This window comes from Nocardiopsis trehalosi NBRC 14201, from assembly GCF_001552555.1.
GTDB lineage: Bacteria > Actinomycetota > Actinomycetes > Streptosporangiales > Streptosporangiaceae > Nocardiopsis_B > Nocardiopsis_B trehalosi.
The window spans coordinates 1-20,589 of sequence record NZ_BCRK01000024.1 but is presented as its reverse complement, the minus strand read 5'-3'; the positions used below and the strand labels follow the sequence as shown (position 1 = coordinate 20,589).

The window sequence follows — 20,589 nt, the reverse complement described above, 5'->3', positions numbered from 1 at the left end:
AGCCCCGCGACCGCTCAGAACGGTCCGGGGCCATGGCCAACAGCATCAGGAGTGCTGATGACGCGAACCACCCTATTTCAAACTCGGCGTCGGGTGCGCCCCTATGTGCTCTTCGGGCGGGGGAATCGGCGGGTGTGTGGGAGGTGTGGGCGATGAGGTGCCATACCGTCGAGTTCCCCGCGAAGCCCGAGCGGGTGCGGGACGCCCGGGACTGGGTGCGGGCGCTGCTCCATCCCGGAACCCCGGCGTCCGTTGTCGGGGACGCGCTCCTCGCGGTGAGCGAGGTCGCCACCAACGCCGTCCGGCACAGCACGGGACCGCGCTTCCGCCTGGACGCCGGGGTCTCCCCGACCTCCCTCTACGTCGAGTGCTGCGACGGCGGCGGCCCCACGGCCCCCCGCATCCCCGAGGTCGGACCGGACGACGAGAACGGGCGCGGGCTCCGGCTCGTGGCCGCCGTCTGCACCATGACCGGCTTCCTGCCCTCGCGGCCGGGCGTCTTCTTCTTCCTCGACTGGAGCAGGGGCGCCCCCGACCGTGCCCCCCACCTGACCCTCTGACCCTCCGACCCGGGGTGGGCCGGTGCGGCGGCACCGGCCCACCAGCCCCTTCGTCCCACCCCGCGAACCTCCCGCGAAGGCACCCATGACCGACACCCGCCCGCCCCTGCCGCGCCGCGACCGGAACCGCGACCACTTCGTGCTCCCGCCCGGGGTCCTCCCCGCCCGTGCTGTCCAGGGCGGGACGGGGTCACGTCGACGGGGGGCCGGCGAGGGGCAGGCGGAGGGTGAAGGTGGAGCCCTCGCCCGGGGTGCTGGTGACCGTGGCGCGGCCGCCGTGCAGCTCGGTGAGGTTGCGGACGATGGCGAGCCCCAGCCCGCTGCCGCCCGTCCTGCGGTTGCGGGACTTCTCCGCCCGCCAGAACCGGCTGAACACGTGCGGCAGGTCGTCCGCCGCGATGCCCACCCCGGTGTCCGCGACCTCGATGACCGCCTCGTCGCCCTCGCCCCGCGCCCGCACGGTGACCTCCCCGGGCGCCGGGGTGTGCCGCAGCGCGTTGCCGAGCAGGTTCCCGACCGCCTGGAGCACGCGGGTGCGGTCGGCGTACAGCACGACCCCCTCCTCGGCGTCGGTGACGAGGCGCAGCCCCGCTGACTCCGCCGCCAGCCGGTGGCTCGCCGCCGCCTGCGCCACCAGGTCGGCCGCGTCGACCCGCTCCGGCGACAACCGCAGCTTGCCCGCGTCCGCCAGGGCGAGGTCGCGCAGGTCGTCGATGATGCGCTGGAGCAGCCGCGTCTCCTCCACCAGCATCGCCATGCGCTCGGGGTCGAGCTCGGCCACCCCGTCCTGCGCCGCCTCCAGCCACCCGCGCAGGTTGCTCAGCGGGGTGCGCAGCTCGTGCGACACGTCGCTGACCATGGCCTTGCGCTGCTCCTCCAGCCGCTCCAGGTGCTCCGACATCTCGTTGAACGCGGCGCCGAGCCGCCCGATCTCGCCCGCGTCGCGCACCGCGACCCGCGTCGACGCGTCCCCACCGCGCATCCGCTGCACCGCGTCGGTGAGGGCGTGCACGGGCCGGATCAGCCGCATCGACACCGCCACGCTCACCACCACGGTCAGCACCAGGACCAGCAGCACCACCCCCGACACCCGCAGCAGGCCGTCGCGCGACAGCGCCATGTCCTGCGCCGGGCTGGCGGCGGGGTCGTCGATGAAGAGCAGGGCCGCCGGGGCGACGTAGGGGTCGAGCTGATCGCGGCGGGCGGCGTCGACGCAGGCCGCCGTCCGGGCGTCGAGGGCGGCGGTCAGCGGCGGGGCGGCCGGGTCCTCCTCGTCGGGGGTGTCCGTGGCCGACCCGTCGTCGGGGGTGGGGAGGGAGGTCGTCTCGGGCAGGCCCTCCGGGACCTCGCCCCCCGGTGCGTACGACGGTTGGGCTCCGGGGTCGCCGGGCGCGTCCTGCTCCGGGGGGTCCGCCGGCGCGGACGCCTCGGGGGGCTGTCCGACCCCTTCGTCGGGCAGGTTCGGCGGTTCGGCGGGTGGGCGGTGTTCGTCGGCCTGCGCCCCCGGCGGTTCGGCGGACGGGCGGGGGGCGACGGTGCCCGTGCCCGTCAGGCCGTCGATGGTGTAGACGGCCTGCAGGCCGTGCGGCTCCAGGCAGTCCGCGATGCGCCCGTTGAGGTCGTCCAGCGCCTCCTCCTCGCTCGCGGTCGGGGCCAGCAGCAGGTCGCCGTTGCAGTCCGCGAAGGCGGACGCGTCGGGCTCGGCGCCGTCCCAGTCGAAGGCCGGGCGGCCGCTGGGGGTGTCGGCCACCTCGATCTCGCCGCCGTACGCGGCCGTGAGGCAGGCGGCGACGTCCTTGGCGGCCTCGGCCAGCCGCGTGCGCTCCTCGCCGCCGAGGGCGAACGGCCCGACCGCACGGTGGTCGATGCGGTCGGTGTCGTCGGGGGCGAAGGTGACGTCCACGGCCAGCGGGTCGACCACCGAGGAGGTGTGCGCGGGCAGCGGGGTGCCGGATTCGGCGGAGTCGGCGAGGAGCCGCCGGTTCTCCGTGGTCAGCGCGATACGGCGCCCGGTCTCGTCGGCCAGGTCGTCGACCGCGTCCTGCACGCCGTCCCACTCGGGGTGGGCGGCCGCGTAGCCGACCAGGGCGTCGTGGATGCGGGTGTCCACGGCCAGGGTCTCGCCCTGCTGGGAGCTGATCGACTCGGAGGTGCCCTGCACCGCCAGCCACGCGGTGGCGAGGACCGAGCAGACCGCGACCAGGACGGAGCTGGCCAGTACGCGGGCGAGCAGGCTGTGCCGCAGGGCGCCCCGGCGCGGGGGGCGCGCGGCCCCCCGGTGCCCGGCCCTACGCCGGGCGCGCGCCATCGGCGGACCCGTCGATCTTGTAGCCGACCCCGTAGACCGTGCGGATGAGGGTCGGGCGGCGCGGCTGCGCCTCCAGCTTCTTGCGCAGGTTCTTCACGTGCACGTCGATGGTGCGCTCGGTGATGAACCGGTCGATGCCGTGGATGCGCTCCAGCAATTGCGCCCGGGTGAACACGCGTCCGGGCCGCTCGGCGAGGGCGGCGAGGAGCTGGAACTCGGCAGGCGTGCACCCGACCGGGGTCCCGCGCAGGTGCACGGTGTGCCGGTCCGGGTCGACGGCCAGCGGGCCGGCGCGCAGCGTCCGGTCCTCGGGCTCCGGGGCGGCGGCGCGGCGGGACCGCCGCAGCAGGGTGCGGACCCGCGCCATCAGCTCACGCGGACTGAACGGCTTGGTGACGTAGTCGTCGGCGCCCAGGTCGAGGCCCGTCAGCAGGTCGTCCTCCGTGGAGCGCGCCGTGAGCATGAGCAGGGCGACGTCGGACTCCGCGCGGAGCACCCGGCACGCCTCCAGGCCGGTCATGACCGGCATCATCACGTCGAGCACGACGAGGTCGGGGCCGCTGCGCCGGTGCGCCTCCACGGCGGCCCGGCCGTCGTGGACGACGGACACGGCGTGCCCCTCGTGCTCCAGGTAGCGCCGGATGAGTTCGGCCTGGTTCACGTCGTCCTCGGCGACGAGCACGTGCGCGCACACGCGGGGGGTCCCTCCGTCGATCGGGGGCGGTCCGGACGGCCGGGGGAGGGGCCGGGACCGCGGGGGCGGCTCGATCGTACGCGCCCGGACGGCGCGAACACCGGACGCACACAACGGGCACACGGGACCTTCACAATCCTCGGCCAGTCTTCGTGGTGTCCGGCGGATCACCGCCGGGCGCCTCCCCCCGCAGACGCGGACGGTCCCGGCCGCCGCGGAACCGATGCCGGATGGACTCCCCTCATGTACCGACTTCCCTTCGCCGCGCGGGACGCCCGGACGGGCGCCCGCCGGCTCCTGCCGCCGCTCGCCGCGGCGGCCGCCCTGGCCGCCCTCACCGCCTGCCAGTCCGCTCCGGCCGGCGCGCCGGACGACGGCGGCGGCGCGGGCGGGGACGCGTCGGCCGAGGCCCCGGCCGACGGCGCCGCCCCCGCCGAGATCGCCACCGCGGTCGGGGACGAGATCGAGATCTACGCCGAGGAGGGCGGGGAGGAGGTCGAGGAGACGCTGGCCAGCCCCAACGACTTCGGCGCCGACCGCGCGTTCCTGGTGCAGCAGAACGCCGGCGACTGGCTGGAGGTGCTGCTCCCCGTGCGGCCCAACGGCAGCACGGGGTGGGTGAAGGCCGAGGACGTCGAGCTGTCGGCCACCACGTTCCGGCTGGAGGTCGACCCCGAGGCGTTCACGTTCACCGTCTTCGACGGCGGCGAGGAGGTCCGGTCGGGGCAGATCGGCACCGGGGAGAGCGAGACGCCCACCCCGCCCGGCCGGTACTACTTCACCGAGCTGCTCCAGCCCTCCGACCCCGACGGCGACTACGGCGCCTACGCGTTCGGCCTCAGCGGGCACTCCGAGACGCTGGAGACCTTCGCCGGGGGCCCCGGCCAGCTCGCCGTGCACGGCACCAACGACCCCGACGCGCTGGGGCAGCAGATCAGCCACGGCTGCATCCGCGTCTCCAACGACGACATCACCTGGATGGCCGAGAACCTCCCGGTCGGCACGCCGGTCGAGATCCTCGGCTGACGCAGGCGCCCGCCCCACCCTCCCCGGGGCGGGCGGTGCCGGTCCACTGCCGCGGGGGCGGTGGACCGGCACCTCCGCAAACCGCCGCCCCGCAGCGGGCGGCCCTTCACCCCCGCGCCCCCCGGTCGCCCCCGCCGCGACCGCCGCCGCCTCGGCCCCGAGGCCACGAGCTCCCGCCCGGACCGGCGGAACCGGCGGTTCCGACCGGGCCATCCCGAACCACACCGGCCGATCCGCGCCGCACCGAGGCGCGGCGTCCGCCGTCCCGAGAACGCCGTTGGGGCGTACTCCCGAAGAACGACCATCGAAGGAACCACCATGAACCTGAAGAAGCTGCTGCTCGTGGCCGGCGTCAGCGCCGCCGCCCTGTTCGGCGCCGCCCCCGCGTTCGCCGAGAGCGAGGTCCCGGCGCCCCCGGCGGCCGAGCAGCCCGCCCCGGAAACTCCGGCCGACCCGCCCACCGCCGATGAGGCAGCCGAGCAGGAGCGACTCGACGAGGAGATCGCCCGCGAACAGGAGGCCCTGGAGGAGGCCGGCCTGGCCGACCCGCTGGCGGTCGAGCCGAACTACACCGGCTGACCGGCGTCCGGCTCCCTGTCCACGACCGACCCCCTCACCGAGAGGTCCCCCATGCGAGTGAAGAACCTGTTCCTGGTCGCCGGTGTCGCGGCCGCCGCGCTGTTCGGCGCGGCCCCCGCGTTCGCCGAGACCGACGTCCCGGCGCCCCCGGCGGCCGAGCAGCCCGCTCCCCAGCCGTCCATCCCGGCCGACCCGCCCACCGCGCAGCCGTCCGACCCTCCGGGCGTCGGAGTGCCGCCGGAGGAGGATGCCCCCGGTGAGGCGGCGCCGCCCGAGCAGGCCCAACCGCCGGTGGCGGCCCCCGCCCGCCCGCTGCCGGACGAGCCGAACTACACCGGCTGACGTGACCCGTGCCGGGTGGTCGAGCGGGGCCGCCCGGCACGGCCCGGCCCGGGGCCGGGTGTACCGGCGGCCGGCACACCGCCGCAGCGGATCGGGGAAGGTCCCGGCGGGTGGCGGCCGCCGTCGGCGCGGTATCGGGGCGGGGTGGCCCCGGTGCCGCGCCTTCCGCGTGTCCGGCGTCCCGGCCGCATGGGCGCGGCGGGGGCGGGCAGGGGTGGGGTGACCGCCACCCGAGGTGAGGAGCCCGCCATGGCGACGCGCACCCGCCACCACCGGCCCGGAGCGGGGCCCGCTCTGGGCGCCGCCGCCGTGTTCGCCCTCGCGGTGCTCGCGGCCGCCCTCGTCGGCGGCCTGGCGGCGGGCGGCGCGGGCGAGGTGTACGCCCGGCTCGACCTGCCCGCGTGGGCGCCCCCGCGGTGGCTGTTCGGCCCGGCGTGGACGGTGCTGTACGTGCTGATCGCGGTGTCCGGGTGGCTGCTGTGGCGCGCCGCGGGGTGGCGGCGGGCGCGCGCCGCCTTCGCCGTGTTCGCGGTGCAACTCGTGCTGAACGCCGCCTGGACCCCGCTGTTCTTCGGCGCGGGCCTGTTCGGGTGGGCGCTCGCCGACATCCTGCTGCTGGTCGCCGCGATCGCGGTCCTCATCGGGCTCGCCCGGCGGCACAGCGGGGCGGCCGCGCTGCTGCTGGTGCCGTACCTGCTGTGGACGGCGTACGCGGGCGCCCTGAACGCCGCCATCGTGGCCGCGAACTGACCACCGCCGCGACGCCCGCCGCCGCCCGGCGCGCGGGGTCCGGCGGCCGGCCGCCCGCCCCGGGCGCCGACCCGAAGGAGCCGACATGCTGCTGCCCCGCCTGCTGGGCGCCACCACCATCGCCTTCAGCGCCGCGATCATGGCGCACCCGCCGCTGATGGCCGGACCGAGCGGGATGCTCGACCGCGACGGCCGGCTCCCGCGCGACGTGCGGCTGCTCATGTACGCCATGGGGGTGCGCGACATGGCGCTGGGCGCGGCGATGCTGTGCGCCCCCAGCCCCCGGGCGATGCGGGTGGCCGTCTCCGCCCGGGTCGCGGCCGACCTCGGCGACGCCGTGGTGTTCGGCCTGGGCCTGCCCCGGCGCCGCCACCGGGCGGCGGTCGCCGCGATGGCCGGCGGATGGGCGGCGGTGTGCGCGGCGAGCCTGCGCGGCCTCCCGGCCGAGTGACGCCGCCGACCGGGTGCCGCCGCCGGGTCCGGCTACAGCGGGATCGCGGTGCCCTTCTCCAGCAGCCGGAGCCGGCCGCCGAGCCCGTGGCGGCGCAGCCGCGCGGTGAACGCGCTCAAGGGGGACCTGAACACCCCGTAGTCGTCGTAGTGGATCGGTGAGACGGTGCGCGGGTCGACGGCCTCCACCAGCTCGACGCCTTGGCGGTCGTCCATGGTGACCATGACCCCGCCCGGCAGGGTGGTGCCGCCGAGGTGGACCAGGGTGAGGTCGATGCCGGGGTGGCGGCGCGGGATCTCGTGGACGCCGTCGAACATGACGGTGTCGCCGGTGACGTAGATCCGGATCTCGGCGCCGCCGCCGGTCGGCCCGAACTCCACGACGCTGCCCATCACGGGCGGCAGCAGCCGGTGGAACGGCCGCGGCCCGTGCCGGCCGGGGACCGCGTGCACCCGCATCCAGGTGGACCCGGCCGCCAGCCCCCAGTCGCCCCACACATCGAGGCCGACCGACTCGCCGAACCCGTGCCGGCGCAGCCGCCGCGCGGCCTGCGGCGTGGTGACGACGGGCAGCCCGTGGTCCAGGCCGCGCCGGGCCACCCGGTCGAAGTGGTCGCCGTGCAGGTGGGACAGGAGGACCGCGTCGAGACGGGGCAGCCCGTCGACCCGCAGCGCCGGGTCGGTGCGCCGCCGCGACACCAGCCCTTTGCCGAGGTAGGCGAACTGGCCGCGGTGCAGGAAGTTGGGGTCGGTGAGGACCGTGAGGTCGTCCCAGCGCAGGATCACGGTCGCGTTGCCGATGAAGCGGACGGACCGCCGGAGCGGGTCGTGGTGGGGCTGCGCCATGGGGTCGCCTTCCGCGCGGTGGCCGGGGGCCGCGCCGCTGCGGCGCGGCCCGGTACCGGGTGGCGGCTACCCGGCGGCAGCGGCGGTGAACCCCGCTGCGGCGGGGCGGGGTTCACCGGTCGTCGCCGTACACGGCCGCCGTGAACAGCCGCCGCCCCGCGTTGACCACCGGCTGGCGGTGGGTCGGGGTGGCGTTGCCGAGGATGGCGGCGCCCGCCCGCGCGGTGGGGCTGAACGCGGCGTAGACGGTGAACCCGCCGGTGCCGCCGGTGTGCCAGAGCAGGGTCTCGCCGCGCACCACGCGGTGGTTCCACACCAGCGCGAGCGACGTGCCCTTGGCGCCGGCCCGGCCGCCCGCCGGCCGGAGCGGTTCGGCGACGGCGGCCAGCGCGTCGGCCAGCGGCGGCGGCGAGGCCCCCGCCGGGTCGATGTGGGCGCGCAGGTAGGCGAGCATGTCGGCGGCGCTGGTCCACACGGCGCCCGCCCCGGCCAGGGCGTCGAACCGCCACGGCGCCACCGGGCGGCCCCGCCGGTGCCCGCACGCGGCCTCCGGCGCGTCGCCCGCCCCGGGCGCCGCGCCGCTGTCGGCCATGCCCAGCGGGCGCAGGACCCGTTCGGCGAGCAGGACCGGGTAGTCGGTGCCGGCGGTGTCGGCGAGGAGCTGGCCGAGCAGCCCCACCCCGAACGTGGAGTAACGGGGCACGGCGCGGTCGCGGCGGGGCCGCGCGCGGGCGGCGGCGCGGAGCAGCCGGTCGCGTCCGTACCCGCCGTAGGGGTCGGACAGCCAGTGCGCGGCGGCGCGCGGGAACAGGTTGGGCGGGACGCGCGGCAGCCCGGCCGTGTGCGTGGCGAGGTCGTCCAGCGTGGGCGCGTCCACGCCGGCCGGGGGCCGGGCGGACGGCGGAAGGTGGTCGCGGTAGGGGTCGGTCCGGCCGACCTCGCCGCGCGCCGCGGCCTCGGCCAGCAGCAGGGCGGTGAAGGTCTTGGTGACCGACCCGGTGGCGAACGGGGTGTGCGGGTCGACGGGTTCGGGCCGGCCGCGCCGCCGGCGGCCGACGGCCAGCACGGCGGCGTCGCCGCCGCGGACGACCGCGGCGGCGGCGCCCGGCACGCCGGAGTCGGCGACGAGCGGACGCAGGTGGGTGTCGAGCAGCGCCGACATCCGGCCCGCGTCGGGTGCGGCGGTCACACCGGTTCCGGCGCGGCCGGAGCGGGGCTGAGCGCGCGCGACACGGTGAGGGTCGCGGCGATGACCGCCACCAGGGTCGGGTGGTGGTGGTTGGCGAAGGCGCGCTCGGGCTCCTCGTGCGGCCGGGTGACCCCGTTGGGCACCATGCCGTCGGCCTGCTGGGCCTCGGCCAGGTGCTCCCACACCTCGGGGAAGAACATCGGGCGGCGCAGGCACACCCCGACGATGAGGAGTTCGGCGAGCAGGTCCCAGAACCGGGTCTCGTCGAACACGTCGACCCATACGGGCAGCCACTTCCGCAGGTAGTCCTCCAGCTCCTGGGGGATGCGCTCGGGTTCGGCGCCCCAGTCGGTGAGGTGGAAGACGGTGTGCGTGACCCCGTAGGCGTTGTTGGCGTCGAGCATCCACGGCTCGGGCCGCCCGCCGAGCCAGGTGAGCGCGGTCAGCGCGCGGGGGTCGTCGTTCTCGGGCAGCCCGACGCGGCGGGTGGCGGCCCACACGGCGAGCCGCCGGTTGGGCACCTGCTCGGGGACCCGCCAGGCGCGGGTGGCGCCGAGGTGGGCGACCAGCTCCTCCAGGTCGGGGTGGCGGTGGCCGCCGGCCGCGAAGAACGAGTAGATCTCCAACGGGTGCGTGGCCGCCGGGGTGTGGCGCTGGAGCGTGTAGAGCAGGTCGCCCTCGTGGAACTCGCGCCAGGCGAACTCGGCGAGGGCGTCGGCGGTGTCGGAGCCGCGCGGTCCGGTGACGGCCTCGCGGCGGATGAGCCCGACGGCGAGCGCGAGTTCGCTGAGGGACTTGAGCCCGTCGCCGTCGATCTGCCACGGCGGCACGTCGTGGTCGAGCGCGAAGAACGACCGGACGCTGCCGATCCAGTCGAGGGCGTTGTCGCTGACCTGGTGGGCCAGCGAGATGGTGGCGGCGTCCATCAGCGCTCCGGTTCCATGATGCGGCGGGTGATCGACAGTTCCAGCGCCGTGCGGGGTTCGCCGACGCCGAGGAGTTCGAGGTGGGCGACCGCCGACTCCAGCAGCGGCTCGGGGGCCGCGGAGTCGTCCAGGGCCAGCCAGCGGGCGAGCCGGGCCGCCGTGAGGTGGTCGCGGCGCAGCAGCGAGCGGGCCATGCCGCGCGCGGCGTCGTCGCGCCGGGTGCGGGCGGTGGTGCGGGTGGGGCCGTCGAGGCCGGGCAGGGCCAGCGACGCGAGGCGGGCGAGGGCGACCGAGCAGCCGGGCCAGGGCGCGGCGCCGCGGCCGTCGGGGTCGGGGGCCGCTTCGGGGCCGGGGTCGGCGGGATCGGGCGTGAGCCCCTCCCAGCCGGTGGGATCGGCGCCGCAGCGGACCAGGGCGCGGCTCAGCGCCCAGTCGCGGGCCGACCAGACGGGGTCGACGGCGGGCGCGGACGGCGGTGCGGGGAACGCCCGCACCGCCGCCCGGACCACCGCGACGTCATCGTCGTCGGGAGACCGGCCGGTCAGCAGGAACGGGGTCAGGACGTCCGCTCCCAGGACGCGGACGGCCCCGAGGCCGCTGCCGGAGTCGTCGATGGCGACGACGTGCCGTTCCAGCGAGAACGGGCGTCCGGTCTCCGTCAGTGCTCGGGCCAGGTCGGCCGCCAGAACATCGGTGGCGGCCTCGAACCGGGCCCGCGGCGATGAGGTCAGCATGGTGGCGGTGCTCCGTCAGAAGGCGCGGGCGACGGCCAGGTTCTGCACGACGCCGTCGTCGGTGTCCTCGACGGGCTCGCCGCCGTCGGGGTCGGTGGACAGCAGGGCGGCGGCCGCGAGGAGCAGCAGCGCCAGGCCGTGGGGCGCGGCGAACTGCGGCATGTCGCGGATCTCGCCCGTGGAGATGAGGTCGTGGACCGCCACGCGGTCGTCGACGCTCACGTCGGTCGTCAGAGTCATGGCCATAGTGATCACCCCTGGTGGGTTTCGGGAACGGGAACTTCCTCGACAAGAATGTGTCAGGGCTGGGGGTCGGCACAAGCGTTTCCGGGTTTATAGGGCAATTCTTGGCGACGACCAGACGGCATTTTCCGGGACGGGTCGCGGGCGGGGTGGCGGGAACGGCTGCGGCGTGGGTGTTCCCGCTGGCGATGCGGTTTTCCGGGGGTCCGGGTCCGGGTCAATGGGGGACAATCGGGGGTCACGCGGGGCGCGGCCGGTTTTCCCTTCCGTGGGCTTCGTTGGCGCAACCGCGACCATTCTCGGCGTTATGTATTGCCGTTTTCCGGAATGCCGTCCGACCGTCGGGCGGGGCCGCCCGCGCGCCGCTGCGGGCGGAGCGGGCGGGCGGACGCGGCGCGGCCGGGGTCACGCGGTGTCTTGCCGGTGTGGAAACCCGTGTGTTGACACCATGGAAACTCAGTGCTTGACTTTCCATCATGGAAACCAACGAGCAGCGCCCCGTCCCCCCCACCCCCGAAGAGGCCGCCGCCGCCCTGGCCAGCGTCGACGAGGCCCGCCGCGGCCTCGTCGAGCGGTCCACCCCCGTCTGGTACGTCGCCGTCCTCAGCGGCGTCGTCGCCGCCGTCGCCCTGTCCAACCTGCTGCCCGGCCTGTGGGGCGCCGTCGTGTGCGTGCTGCTCGCCGCGTTCTGCGGGGGGCTGGCGTCCCGGCAGGTCCGCCGCCAGGGCTTCCAGACCCGCATGGGCGTCCGCGACATCGCGGTCACCTGCGTCCTCGGCGGCCTGGTCGTCGCCGGCTTCATCATCGACGACCGCCTGGGCCTGCCCGGCGTGTGGTGGGTGGTCGCGGCCGTCAGCGTCCTGGTCATGGCCGGCTGGCTGCTCCTGCCCCGCCTGGTCCGGCGGGGGCGGGCGTGACCCGGGCCGCGGCCGAACCCGCCGACGGGTTCGACGCAGTGATCCACGCACCCAAGCGGCTCGTCGTCTGCGCCTTCCTCGACGCCGTCGTGGAGGCCGAGTTCGGTGCCGTGCAGCGCCACGCCGACGTCAGCGCCTCGGTCCTCAGCAAGCACGTCGCGGTCCTCATGGACGCCGGATACGTCACCCAGCGCAAGGCGGTCCGCGACACCCGGCAGCGGGTGTGGCTCCGGCTGACCCCCGAAGGCCGCGCCGCCTACCGCGGGCACGTCGCCGCCCTGCGCGCCATCGTCGGCCAGGCCGACTGACCCGCGCCGCACACGGCGGCGCCCCCGCCCGGAACGCGGGCGGGGGCGCGGAAGCGGGAGCGGTCAGGCCGACTTCGGGTGGAGCGGCATCGGGTGCTCCTTCAGCAGCGGCTTGCGCGCGGTCTCCGGCGACAGCAGCACCGGGGCGATCGAGATGGCCGCCGCGCCCATCAGGTAGAACGCGGGCACCAGGTCGTTGCCGGTGCCGGTGACCAGCGCCTGCACCACGAACGGGGCGGTACCGCCGAACAGCGCGGTCGACAGGTTGTAACCGATCGAGAACGCCCCATAGCGCACCGGCGTCGGGAACAGCGCGGGCAGCGCCGACGGGATGGTGCCCAGGAGCTGCACCTGGCACAGCGCCAGGATGGCCAGCCCGGCGATGGTCGTCGGCCAGGTGCCCTGGGTGAGCAGCAGGAACGCCGGGATCGACAGCACCAGGTAGCAGACGCACGCCGACGCCAGCAGCGGCTTGCGGCCGATCCGGTCCGACAGCGCGCCCACCGGCAGGATGACCGCCATCATCGCGACCATCACCACCACCATCGACAGCAGGGCGACCGTCCGCTCCAGCTCCAGGACCTCCGCGAGGTAGGTCTCCATGTAGGTGAGCAGCACGTAGTTGCCGACGTTGAGGACGATGACGATCCCGATCAGGGTCAGCAGCATCCGCCAGTTCTCGGTGATCAGCGTGCGCAGCGGGGAGCGGGCCACCTTCTCCTCGCGGGCCAGTTCGCGGAACGCCGGGGTGTCCTCCAGCCTGCGCCGCAGGTAGAGGCCGACCGCGCCCAGCGGGCCCGCGATCAGGAACGGGATGCGCCAGCCCCACGACGACATGTCGGACTCCGACAGGGTCAGCGTGAGCGCCGTGGGCACGCTCGCGCCCAGGGCGAACCCGGCCAGCGTGCCGAACTCCAGCCAGCTGCCCAGGAAACCGCGCCGCTTGTCCGGGGCGTACTCGGCGATGAAGGTCGCCGCGCCGCCGTACTCGCCGCCCGTCGCGAAGCCCTGCAGCATCCGCGCGAGCAGGAACAGGATGGGCGCGACGATGCCGATCTGCGCGTAGGTGGGGAGCAGGCCGATCGCGAAGGTCGCCCCCGACATCAGGAAGATCGTCACCGCGAGGACCCGCTGCCGCCCGATGCGGTCGCCGAGCGGCCCGAAGAACAGGCTGCCGAGCGGCCGCAGCAGGAACGAGATGGCGAAGACGCCGAACGCCGACAGGGTCTGCAACGCGGGGTCGGTCGCGGGGAAGAACGCCGCGCCCACCATCGTGGCGACGTAGGCGTAGACGCCGAAGTCGTACCACTCGGTGCAGTTGCCGATCGCGGCGGCCGCGATCGCGCGCCGGACGAGGGACGGGTTCGCGTCCTCGCCCTTTGGGTCCTCATCGCTCATGGGCGTGCCTTCCTTAAGCCCTGATGGTCGTAAGCGGAAGGGAGGTACCCGGGATGAACCGGCCATAACATCACCGGTCTGGCGGTCTCGCGGCGCTACCGGGCCGGTCAGGGCGGTGCGGAGCCCGCGCGGCGGGGCACGCCGCCGGAAATGTCGGTGCCCGTCCCTAGACTCGGGCCGTCCCTCGACGAGGGGCCAGGCGTAGTGCGTGGAGCGGGGCCGGTGCTGGGAACACCGGCCCCGCCGCGTTTCCCGCTCCCGCCGGCGGCGCCCCCGGGTGAGGACGGCCACGCTGCGGGCAGAGGCCGGTCCGTCGAGGCCGCCACCCGGGCGGCCGGGACCGGACGGAGGTCCACCGTGCCCAGTGTTCCCAGCCGGCTGTGGCGGGCGGCGGCGTCCGTGGTCGGCGCGCGGATCGAGTACCGCGACCCCGTTGTGGTGCGCCGCAAGGTCGAATCGCACCAGGTGCGCCCCGACTCCTACGCGCCGCCGCGCTGGCTCGACCGCGCCTGCGCCGTCGACCTGCACGCCCGCTGCGGGTGGCCCTGCTACGAGGTGGCGCCCCGCTCGGGCCCGCACCTGCGCGAGGTCCTCTACCTCCACGGCGGCGCCTACATCGACCAGGTCAGCGGCATGCACTGGCGGATGGCCCGGCTGCTCGCCCAGCGGCTGCGGGCGCGCGTGTCGGTCCCCGTGCACCCGCTGGCGCCCGACGGCACCGCGGAGCGGGTGGTCCCCGAGATCACCGCGCTCGCGCGCGACCTGGTCGACCGCGGCGAAGGCGCCACCGCGCTGGTGGGCGACTCGGCGGGCGGCGGGCTGGCGGTCGCGGCGGCGCAGCGGATGCGCGACGAGGGCGGCCACCAGCCGAGCCGGCTCGTGCTGATCTCGCCGTGGCTGGACGTCACCATGGACAACCCCGACATCCCCGCCGTGGAGCCCTACGACCCCGAGCTGTCGCGGGAGGGGCTGCGGTTCGCCGGGCGGCTGTGGGCGGGCCCCCTCGACCCGGCCGACCCCCGGGTCAGCCCACTCAACGGCGACCTGGCCGGGCTGCCGCCGTGCACGGTGTTCATCGGCACCCGCGACGTCCTCAACCCCGACACCCGCCGGTTCCGCGAACGGGCCGAGGACGCCGGGGTGCCGGTGGAGTTCCACGAGGCCGAGGGGCAGATCCACGTCTACCCGCTCTACCCCATCCCCGAGGGCCGCCGGGCCCGCGCCCGCATCGTCGCCGCACTGGAGTGACCGGCGCCCGGAGTTGACCTTCAGGCCGGTCGAAGGTCGATGATGGCGCGGTGCCGGACGACGAACTCATGCCGATCGGGGCGTTCGCCCAGCGCACCGGGCTGACGCCCAGCGCGCTGCGGTTCTACGCCGACTCCGGGCTGCTGCCGCCCGCCGAGGTCGACCCGGCCTCGGGCTACCGCTACTACGCGGCCGGCCAGGTGGCGCGGGCGACCGTGCTGCGGCGGCTGCGCGAACTCGCCATGCCCCTCGCCGACGTCGGCGCGGCGCTCGACGCCGGGGCCGACGAGGCGACCCGCATCCTCGACGGGCACGTCGCCCAGGTACTCGCGCACGCCGCCGATGTCCAGCGGCGGGCCGCCGCCCTGCGGCCCGCGCTCGGCGGCGCGCCGGGCGAGCCGATCGCGGCGCTGAAAGGCCCGGTGCTGGCGGACGCGGTCGACCAGGTGCTGACCGCCGCCGTGCACGACCCGCTGCTGCCGGCGCTGGCCGGCGTGCGCGTCGAGGCGAGCCCGGAGGCGGTGGCCCTGACCGCGACGGACCGCTACCGGCTCTCCACCCGGACCCTGGTGCCGGTCGGCGCGCCGGGGCGGGCGTGGGCCGGCACGGTCGACGGCGGCGAACTCCGGGACGCGGTCGCGGACATCCGCCGCAGCGCGCTGGTGCGCGTCGACGCGGTCCCGCACGCGGTGCGGTTCCGCGCGGACGGCCGCGCGGACCGGTGGTGCCGGCTGCTGACCGGGGAGTTCCCCGACCACCGGCGCATGCTCGCCTCCCTGGGCGAGGCCACCACCCGCGCGGTGGTCGCCAAGGACGCGTTCCTGCGCGCCCTGGAGGAGCACCCCGGCGAGCACGTCGCGCTGCGCGTCACCGGCGGCGGCGTGGCCGTCCGGCCGGCGGACGGCGGCCCCGGCACCCCGCTCCCGGCCACCGCGACGGGGGCCGATCTGCTGATCCGGTTCGCGCTGACCACGCTGTACCCGGCCGTGAGTACCGCCGTCGGCCCCGATGTGCTGCTCGACCTGCGGGGCGCCGACCGGCCCGTCACGGTGCGCTCCGCCGACCGCGGCGACCTCACCACCCTGGCCATGCCCGTCATGGCCGACCCCGCCGCCTGACACCCCCACCCGAGAGAACGAGGACCACCCATGACCACCGCACCCGCCACCCCCGACCCGATCATGGACGCCATCGGCCGGGCCGTCACCGAGGGCCGGGCCGGCGGCACCGCCGCCGCCCGCCGGACGCTGCGCGGGCTGTGGGCCGAGATCGGGGCCGCCGGCGACCCGCTGCACCGCTGCACCCTCGCCCACTACCTGGCGGACCTCTACGACGACGCGCCCGCGCAGGCCCTCGCCTGGAACGTCCGGGCCCTGGACGCCGCCGAGGCCCTGACCCAGCAGCGGGTCGCGGAGCACCACGCCGGTGTCGCCGTCGCCGGGTTCGCCCCCTCCCTGCACCTCAACCTCGCCGACGACTACCGTCGGCTCGGCGCGTTCGACGCGGCAGCAGAGCACATCGAGGCGGCCCGGGAGCATGCCCCCGGCCTGCCCGACGACGCCTACGGCGACATGATCCGCGGCGCCGTCCGCGAGGTCGCCGACGCCATCGCCCGGCGGGACCGCGCCAAGCGGCCGACCGCGCCCGCCGCACCGGCGTAATGCCCGGCCGGCCCCGTCGGATGACGGGGCCGGCCGGAGCCGCGCGCCTCAGGCCAGCACGCGCGGCGCGGCCCGCTCGGCCCCCTGGGGGAAGGTGAACGGCTCGCCGCAGAACTCCAGGTTGAGCACGTCCAGCGCCGCCAGGATCATCGGCGTGGCCGAGGCGTCCAGCAGGAACGCGTTGATCGAGATGGTCACCTGCCGTTCGCCGTCGGGGGTGAGGAACGCGAAGGTGGAGAAGCCGGGCATGCTGCCGGTGTGGCCCTCCGGGCGCGTGCAGGTGAGGTCCATCCGCTCCAGGCCCAGGCCGTAGCCGGACACGAAGAAGTCGGGCCCCGGCACCATCTCGCGCATCCGCGCCAGGCTCGCGGCGGGCAGCAGGTCGCCGTCCCACAGCGCGCGGTAGAAGCGCTCGATGTCCTTCGGCGTGGAGACGAGCCCGTAGGCGGCCCACGCGAACGACGGGTCGAGTTCGGTGGCCTCGGTGAGGTCCTGCTGACCGGCCAGGCGGTAGTAGCCGGAGGCGTGCCGGCCGCGCAGCCCGGTCTCGTGCACCGGGAGGTAGGACCGGTGCATGCCCGCTGGTTCCAGCACCCGGTCGGTGAGCGCGTCGCCCAGCGTGTCGCCGGTCAGCTCCTCCACGACCATGCCCAGCAGTACGTAGTTGACGTTCGCGTAGGCGAGTTCGCCCGGTGCGCCGTGCGGCTCCTGCCGGGCGGCGATCTCCACCAGCTCCTCGGGGGTGAAGCCCCGCCGCAGGTAGTTCTCCGGGTCCTGGAACAGCGGGTCCGCGATGTAGTCGGCCAGGCCGCCGGTGTGGGTGAGGAGCTGGTAGACGGTGACGTCGCCGCCGCCGGGGAGCGCCCCGGGCAGCAACTCGTCCAGGGGGTCGTCGAGCGCCAGCGTGCCCTCGTCCTCAAGTTGCAGGACCACGGTGGCCACCAGGCTCTTGGTCACGCTGGCCGCGCGGAACGCCCCGTTGGCGGGCATGGGCGCGCCCGTGTCGAGGTCGGCGGTCCCGGAGGTGGCGGTCCAGGTGCCGTTCTCGTCGGTGATCCGCGCGGTGGCCCCCGGCGCGCCGGCGGCCACCACCGCGTCGAGCGCCCGCTGGATCTCGGCGCGCGGCGCCGGGTCGGGGCCGCCCGCGTCGGCGGCGGCGGGCGGGGCGGCGACGGCGGCCAGCGCGGCGGCGACCACCGCCGCCGGGACGCGGAAGGGGTGGCGCCGGCGGGTCGGCGCCGAGGGGGCGGGTGCGGGCATCAACGGCTCCTCGGACAGAGGGGATCTGACGAGGGAAGCCTGCCTCCGGGGTGGGCACCGGCGCCTCCTGCCGGAGGGTGGTCTACGACCTGCCCGACGGGGGTGGCCGCGCGCGGCCGCCACCGCCGAACGACCCGGCGGATGTCTAGGCCGCCCCCTCCTCCAGACGCCGGGCCAACGCCCGTTCGCGCCCCCACGCGGCCAGCGGGTCGAGCGCGTCGTTGAGGCGCGCGCCGTCGGCGGTCAGCGCGTACTCCACGCGGGGCGGCACCTCGTCGTAGGCGACGCGGCGGACGATGCCGTCCGCCTCCATCTCGCGCAGGTGGGAGGCCAGCACCTTCTCGGTGATGCCCGGCAGCAGCCGGCGCAGCTCGCCGAAGCGGGGGTGGGGGTTCTCGTGGAGCGCCCAGAGGATGAGCACCTTCCACTTGCCGCCGATCACCTCCATCGCGGCGTCGATCCCGCACACGTGCCCGCTCGGTGTACCGGGCCGGTTCAGCGTCGCCATGTCCCACCCTCTCGACCTGCTCGCTAACCCCGAGGTGCGCGCCCACTTCGAAGTGCGTACTTGAACACCGTCGGGCCGGCCACGAGCCTAGTCGGCATGGCACAGGAAACCGCTGACAAGACCCCCCTCACGCTGCTGGGCCTCGGCGCGATGGGCACCGCTCTGGCCCGGGCCTGGCTCGCGGCCGGGCACCCCCTCACCGTCTGGAACCGCACCCCGGCCCGCGCCGAGGCGCTCGCCGCGGAGGGGGCGACCGTCGCGCGCAGCGCCGCCGAGGCGGTCGCGGCGAACTCGCTGGTCGTCGTCTGCCTGCTGGACGACGCCTCGGTCACCGCCACGCTCGCCGACACCGACCTGGCCGGACGGGACCTGGTCGACCTGACCACCGGCACCCCCGCCCAGGCCCGCGCCCGCGCCGAGTGGGCCCGCGAGCGCGGCGCCCGCTACCTGGACGGCGGGATCATGGCCGTCCCCCCGATGGTCGGCGTTCCGGAGGCCGGCGGATACGTCTTCTACAGCGGGTCGAAGGAGCTGTTCGAACGGCACCGGGAGACCCTGGGCGTCCCGGTCGGCACCACCTACGTCGGTGAGGACGCCGGGTTCGCCGCCCTGCACGACATCGCCCTGCTCAGCGCCATGTACGGGATGTTCGCCGGGATCGCGCACGCGTTCGCCCTCATCCGCAAGGAGGACATCGACCCCGCGTCGCTCGCCCCGCTGCTCACCGGCTGGCTCACGGCGATGGCCGCTCCGTCGGTCCACCAGACCGCCGACCAGCTCCGCACCGGTGACTACACCACCAACGTGGTCTCCAACCTCGCCATGCAGGTGGCCGGGGTGCCGAACTTCGTCGGCACCGCCGAGCAGCAGGGGGTCAGCACGGAGCTGCTCAGCCCCTACTTCGCGCTGATGCGCCGCCGACTGGCCGAGGGCAGCGGTGACGAGGACCTGACGGGCGTGGTCGACCTGCTGGTGCGCTGACCGGCCACCCACCCGGGGGACCGGTGGTGGCGGCTCCGGTCCGGGCGATGAGGTCGGTGCCGAGGGGCGGGGCCTCCGCGGCGCCCTCGGCGGTGCGAGCGCGGCCGGGGGCCCGGCGGCCGGGAGGGCCGCCGGGAGCGGACCGCGGCGACCGCAGGTGGTGCGAATGAGGATAATCAAGGCGCTGTCCGTGGCTCCGAGCCGTTTCCACGGGCGTCGAAGCATGATCATCCTTCGGGTTCCGCCATGGCGGAACCCGGCCTACCAGCACCGATCCGGGAGCTTCATATGGCCGAACGCACGTTCAGTGCGCCCTCCCCGGGACCGATCACCCTCGACCTGGACCTGACCGCGGGCTCGGTCTCGGTCCGCGTGTCCGAAGCGGCGCGGACCGCCACCTTCACGGCCACCGGAAGCCGAGCCGACGTCGACGCCGTACTGCAGGACGGCACCGGGGGCCGGTGGGAGGTGCGCTCCGAGGCCGGCGGCCGTTCGGTGTCCGGCTTCGCTTCCGGCTACGGCTACGGCTACGGCAACGTCGTGCAGATCGGCAGCGGCAACGTCTCCTTCAACAATTTCGACGGCGACTCGTCGAGCCACTACTACACCTCCGGGCCCGGCAGCGAGGTCTACGTCGATGGGCAGCGGGTGACCGGAGCCGGCGCCGCCTCCGGCGGTGACGAGCCCTTCCACATCGAGGCGGTCGTGCCCCCGGGGTCCTCCCTACGCGCCACCACCGTGTCCGCCGACGTCGAGACCACCGGCACCCTGGAGAGCGTCCGCTTCCGCTCCACCAGGGGCGCCCTGCGGATGGACTCGGCCCGGCACCTTGACGCCGACACCGAGTCGGGCGCCATCACGGTCAGCGGAGCGGTCGACGAAGCGGAGGCCACCAGTGTCAGCGGCGACGTCCGGCTGAACCGGACCCGTGCCGTCACCGCGTCCTCCACCAGCGGACACGTCTCCGTGGCCGACGCCCAGGGCAGAGTCGACGCCCGGTCCGTCAGCAGCGCCATCAGAGTCGCGGCGACCGGCCCCGCCGACATCACCGCCGTCTCCGTCAGCGGAGACATCACCATCACCGCCGACGACGCGGCCATGACCGACCTCCGCGTGAACACCACCACCGTCACCGGGCGGGTGTCCACACCGGCGGGCCGCGCCGCGTCGACGCGCCGCCCTACCGACGGGCCCTTCGCCGCCGACCGTCCCGACACCAGGCGCTGGTTCGGACGGCGTCGCGGACCGCGTCGGTGACCGGCGGTCGGAACCGGAACCCGCCCGCACGCTGCGGGGCGCCGCACGCTAGTCGTCGACGGGCTGCCCGGAGTGGATGCCGCCCCAGCAGTACCCGCTGAGGACGTGCCCGCCCCCGGCGACGCACTCGGCGGTGGTGAGCGCCGCCGCGGGTGCGGCCGCCGCGAGGACGAGCGCCCCGGTGGCGGCGAGGGTGGCGACGGCGGTGGTCAGGCGGCGCATGAGGACTCCCGGTGGGCGGCGGTGCGGTGCTACCCGGGGTGTGCCCGCTCCCCGGCCCCGCCGCACACCGGACCCGGCAGGATCACCGGTTCCGACCGGACCGCATCCTGGTTCGGCCTGATTCGTCCGCCGACCGGGTGACCCGGTCGGCGGACCGGGCCGGACACGCGGGCGCCCGCCCG

The 20,589-nt window shown here is 75.7% G+C and carries 24 protein-coding genes; 13 read left to right on the top strand and 11 right to left on the bottom strand.

Translation table 11 applies throughout. The features are described 5' to 3' along the window. Positions 1 to 152: 152 nt before the first annotated feature. Positions 153 to 560: an ATP-binding protein gene (locus tag NT8_RS29780; protein WP_067965478.1), complete on the top strand. Its 408-nt coding sequence runs from the start codon at positions 153 to 155 to the stop codon at positions 558 to 560. A 190-nt stretch (positions 561 to 750) separates the two neighbouring features. On the opposite strand, the gene NT8_RS06965 is transcribed toward NT8_RS29780, so the two are convergent. Together NT8_RS06965 and NT8_RS06960 are read right to left on the bottom strand one after the other, a co-directional pair. Next, a complete protein-coding gene (locus NT8_RS06965; RefSeq protein WP_084468708.1) occupies positions 751 to 2,868 on the bottom strand; it encodes a sensor histidine kinase in 2,118 nt (705 codons plus the stop codon). After that, a complete protein-coding gene (locus NT8_RS06960) occupies positions 2,849 to 3,562 on the bottom strand; it encodes a response regulator transcription factor (RefSeq protein WP_067965476.1) in 714 nt (237 codons plus the stop codon). The genes NT8_RS06965 and NT8_RS06960 overlap by 20 nt, the downstream gene beginning before the upstream one ends. Before the next feature lie 243 nt (positions 3,563 to 3,805). Between NT8_RS06960 and NT8_RS06955 the strand changes: the two genes are divergently transcribed. From NT8_RS06955 to NT8_RS06935, 5 genes are all read left to right on the top strand, one after another. Further along, the gene (locus tag NT8_RS06955; protein WP_067965475.1) at positions 3,806 to 4,588 is read left to right on the top strand and encodes a L,D-transpeptidase; all 783 of its coding nucleotides are present in this window, start codon (positions 3,806 to 3,808) and stop codon (positions 4,586 to 4,588) included. 318 nt (positions 4,589 to 4,906) lie between these two features. Beyond that, positions 4,907 to 5,167 carry a hypothetical protein gene (locus NT8_RS06950; RefSeq protein ID WP_067965474.1) on the top strand — a complete coding sequence of 87 codons (261 nt, stop codon included), beginning with the start codon at positions 4,907 to 4,909 and terminating at the stop codon, positions 5,165 to 5,167. Between the two features lie 51 nt (positions 5,168 to 5,218). Continuing rightward, positions 5,219 to 5,509 (top strand): hypothetical protein, encoded by a 291-nt coding sequence (locus NT8_RS06945; RefSeq protein ID WP_084468707.1) that lies wholly within the window; start codon positions 5,219 to 5,221, stop codon positions 5,507 to 5,509. Positions 5,510 to 5,758: 249 nt separating this feature from the next. Beyond that, complete coding sequence (locus tag NT8_RS06940; RefSeq protein WP_067965469.1) at positions 5,759 to 6,259, top strand: TspO/MBR family protein; 501 nt, start codon at positions 5,759 to 5,761, stop codon at positions 6,257 to 6,259. A gap of 85 nt (positions 6,260 to 6,344) precedes the next feature. After that, positions 6,345 to 6,710: a hypothetical protein gene (locus NT8_RS06935; RefSeq protein ID WP_067965467.1), complete on the top strand. Its 366-nt coding sequence runs from the start codon at positions 6,345 to 6,347 to the stop codon at positions 6,708 to 6,710. A 32-nt stretch (positions 6,711 to 6,742) separates the two neighbouring features. Here NT8_RS06935 and NT8_RS06930 read toward each other — a convergent pair whose 3' ends face one another. From NT8_RS06930 to NT8_RS06910, 5 genes are all read right to left on the bottom strand, one after another. Continuing rightward, entirely contained in the window at positions 6,743 to 7,555 is an 813-nt protein-coding gene (locus NT8_RS06930; RefSeq protein WP_067965466.1) for an MBL fold metallo-hydrolase, read from the bottom strand. Positions 7,556 to 7,667: 112 nt separating this feature from the next. Continuing rightward, a complete protein-coding gene (locus NT8_RS06925) occupies positions 7,668 to 8,744 on the bottom strand; it encodes a serine hydrolase domain-containing protein (RefSeq protein ID WP_157515576.1) in 1,077 nt (358 codons plus the stop codon). Then, positions 8,741 to 9,670: a DUF6895 family protein gene (locus NT8_RS06920; RefSeq protein ID WP_067965464.1), complete on the bottom strand. Its 930-nt coding sequence runs from the start codon at positions 9,668 to 9,670 to the stop codon at positions 8,741 to 8,743. Before NT8_RS06920 ends, NT8_RS06925 begins: the two co-directional genes overlap by 4 nt. Further along, a complete protein-coding gene (locus NT8_RS06915) occupies positions 9,670 to 10,404 on the bottom strand; it encodes a hypothetical protein (protein WP_067965462.1) in 735 nt (244 codons plus the stop codon). Before NT8_RS06915 ends, NT8_RS06920 begins: the two co-directional genes overlap by 1 nt. Before the next feature lie 15 nt (positions 10,405 to 10,419). Beyond that, positions 10,420 to 10,644, bottom strand: coding sequence for a hypothetical protein (locus NT8_RS06910; RefSeq protein WP_157515574.1), 225 nt, complete (start codon positions 10,642 to 10,644; stop codon positions 10,420 to 10,422). A 479-nt stretch (positions 10,645 to 11,123) separates the two neighbouring features. Between NT8_RS06910 and NT8_RS29210 the strand changes: the two genes are divergently transcribed. Both NT8_RS29210 and NT8_RS29205 read left to right on the top strand, forming a co-directional pair. Then, entirely contained in the window at positions 11,124 to 11,564 is a 441-nt protein-coding gene (locus tag NT8_RS29210; RefSeq protein ID WP_067965458.1) for a hypothetical protein, read from the top strand. Further along, a complete protein-coding gene (locus NT8_RS29205) occupies positions 11,561 to 11,872 on the top strand; it encodes a transcriptional regulator (RefSeq protein WP_067965456.1) in 312 nt (103 codons plus the stop codon). The genes NT8_RS29210 and NT8_RS29205 overlap by 4 nt, the downstream gene beginning before the upstream one ends. Positions 11,873 to 11,935: 63 nt before the next feature. Here the strand turns inward: NT8_RS29205 and NT8_RS06895 are convergent, their stop codons facing one another. Next, the gene (locus NT8_RS06895) at positions 11,936 to 13,270 is read right to left on the bottom strand and encodes an MFS transporter (protein WP_067965454.1); all 1,335 of its coding nucleotides are present in this window, start codon (positions 13,268 to 13,270) and stop codon (positions 11,936 to 11,938) included. A gap of 357 nt (positions 13,271 to 13,627) precedes the next feature. Here NT8_RS06895 and NT8_RS06890 point away from each other — a divergent pair, with 357 nt between their 5' ends. Genes NT8_RS06890 through NT8_RS06880 form a run of 3 tightly spaced genes read left to right on the top strand, consistent with a single transcriptional unit; the run spans position 13,628 to position 16,179 of the window. Beyond that, complete coding sequence (locus tag NT8_RS06890) at positions 13,628 to 14,518, top strand: alpha/beta hydrolase fold domain-containing protein (RefSeq protein ID WP_084468705.1); 891 nt, start codon at positions 13,628 to 13,630, stop codon at positions 14,516 to 14,518. A gap of 50 nt (positions 14,519 to 14,568) precedes the next feature. Beyond that, on the top strand, positions 14,569 to 15,636 hold the full coding sequence (locus tag NT8_RS06885; protein ID WP_067965452.1) for a DNA polymerase III subunit beta family protein: 1,068 nt from the start codon (positions 14,569 to 14,571) through the stop codon (positions 15,634 to 15,636). 30 nt (positions 15,637 to 15,666) lie between these two features. Continuing rightward, the gene (locus NT8_RS06880; RefSeq protein ID WP_067965450.1) at positions 15,667 to 16,179 is read left to right on the top strand and encodes a hypothetical protein; all 513 of its coding nucleotides are present in this window, start codon (positions 15,667 to 15,669) and stop codon (positions 16,177 to 16,179) included. 48 nt (positions 16,180 to 16,227) lie between these two features. Here the strand turns inward: NT8_RS06880 and NT8_RS06875 are convergent, their stop codons facing one another. Continuing rightward, entirely contained in the window at positions 16,228 to 17,439 is a 1,212-nt protein-coding gene (locus tag NT8_RS06875; RefSeq protein ID WP_067965448.1) for a serine hydrolase domain-containing protein, read from the bottom strand. A 145-nt stretch (positions 17,440 to 17,584) separates the two neighbouring features. Continuing rightward, positions 17,585 to 17,947, bottom strand: a complete 363-nt coding sequence (locus NT8_RS06870) for a winged helix-turn-helix transcriptional regulator (protein WP_067965445.1) — start codon at positions 17,945 to 17,947, stop codon at positions 17,585 to 17,587. Positions 17,948 to 18,043: 96 nt separating this feature from the next. On the opposite strand from NT8_RS06870, the gene NT8_RS06865 reads away from it, so the two are divergent. Continuing rightward, positions 18,044 to 18,928, top strand: coding sequence for an NAD(P)-dependent oxidoreductase (locus tag NT8_RS06865; RefSeq protein ID WP_067965444.1), 885 nt, complete (start codon positions 18,044 to 18,046; stop codon positions 18,926 to 18,928). A 288-nt stretch (positions 18,929 to 19,216) separates the two neighbouring features. Continuing rightward, positions 19,217 to 20,185 (top strand): DUF4097 family beta strand repeat-containing protein, encoded by a 969-nt coding sequence (locus NT8_RS06860; RefSeq protein ID WP_067965443.1) that lies wholly within the window; start codon positions 19,217 to 19,219, stop codon positions 20,183 to 20,185. 48 nt (positions 20,186 to 20,233) lie between these two features. Here the strand turns inward: NT8_RS06860 and NT8_RS29200 are convergent, their stop codons facing one another. Beyond that, positions 20,234 to 20,407: a hypothetical protein gene (locus NT8_RS29200; RefSeq protein WP_157515572.1), complete on the bottom strand. Its 174-nt coding sequence runs from the start codon at positions 20,405 to 20,407 to the stop codon at positions 20,234 to 20,236. Between the last annotated feature and the right edge of the window lie 182 nt (positions 20,408 to 20,589).